The 1457-nt window shown below is 63.0% G+C and carries 1 protein-coding gene; it reads right to left on the bottom strand.

Translation table 11 applies throughout. The annotated features are described in order from the left end of the window. The coding region (locus tag AC0L17_RS34365; RefSeq protein WP_473518973.1) for an efflux RND transporter permease subunit at nucleotides 1–1457 on the bottom strand (1457 nt) is incomplete at both ends.

The following is a 1457-nucleotide window of genomic DNA, read 5'->3' on the forward strand; positions in this document are numbered from 1 at the left end:
CCGGGAATGCCGGCCATGACGCCGCGCAGTTCGTCCAGGATGGCGTTCGCCGATTTGCGCTCGCGCCAGTCGACGAACTCGTACTGGATCACGCCGACCACGTCTTCAGGAATGTCCTGGCCGCCGCCTTGCGTCTTGCCGACACGGGTATAGACCGATTTCACGCCCGGCCAGCCGAGAAGCCGGTTTTCCGCGGTCGTTGTGGCGGCATCCATTTCGGCGAGCGAAAGGTTGCCGCGGGCGTGCACATAGAGCAGGCCGTAGTCAGGCTCGACATTCGGGAAGAACTCGACGCCGGCGCCGTATTTCGAATAGGCAAAGCCGACACCGAACAAAAGGCCGACGGTGAGCAGAAGCACGGTGATGGGAAAGCGCACCGCCTGCTTGACCACCGCCATGTACCAGCCGTCGCGGTTGTCGCTCTCGTGATGCGGCGGCGCCTTGGCGAACAAGGCGCCCAGCGCCGGTGCAAAGACCAGTGCATAGAGCATCGAGGCCGAGAGCGTGACGATCAGCGTGATCGGCATGTATTTCATGAAGTCGCCGATGATGCCTGGCCAGAACAGCAGCGGCGAAAAGGCGGCGATGCGCGTCATCGTCGCGGCGATGACCGGACCGGCCATGCGCTTGGCGGCAAGCGCGAACGCCTCTGCCTTAGGCATGCCTTCGCTCATCCGCCGCTCGGCGAATTCGGTGACGATGATGGCGTCGTCGACCAGCATGCCGACCGCCAGGATGAGGCTGAACAGCACGATCATGTTGATCGTGTAGCCCATCATGGCCAACAGCAGGATGCCGATCAGGAAGGATGATGGAATGGCGAGGCCGATCAGCAGCGAGGCGCGGCCCGACAGCGCGTAGAGAATGACGATGAACACCAGGATCACGGCGATCATGACGTGGTTCTGCAGATCGCCGAGCAACTGGTTGACGAAGACCGATTTGTCCTGCGTGTAGGTGACGTGCATGCCTTCCGGCATGGTCTTTATGAAGGCATCGGACACGGCCCTCACCTGGGCGATCGTGTCGATCAGGTTGGAGCCGATGCGCTTCTTCACCTCGATGGCGATCGCCGGCTTGCCGTCGAGACGGGTCACCGTCTCGGCGTCCTTGAAGGTGGAACGGACGGTGGCGATATCCTGGGCCTGCACCACGGCATTGGGGCCGGCGACGATCGGAAGCGCCGCCACGTCCTGTGGCGTTTCGATCAGCGACGGCACCTTGACGGCGTATTTGCCCTCGGACCCTTCGATGTTGCCGGCGGCGACAAGACTGTTGGAATCGCCGACCGCACCGATCAGCTGCTCGAGCTGCAGCCCGTATGACGACAGTTTCATCGGATCGATGACGACTTCGACGAGATCGTCGCGGGCGCCCTGCAGCGAGCCTTCCAGCACGCCAGGCACTTCCTCGATGCGGTCGCGCAACTCGCGCGCAGCCGTCGTCAGAACGCGCTC

Source organism: Mesorhizobium sp. WSM4829 (genome assembly GCF_055811475.1).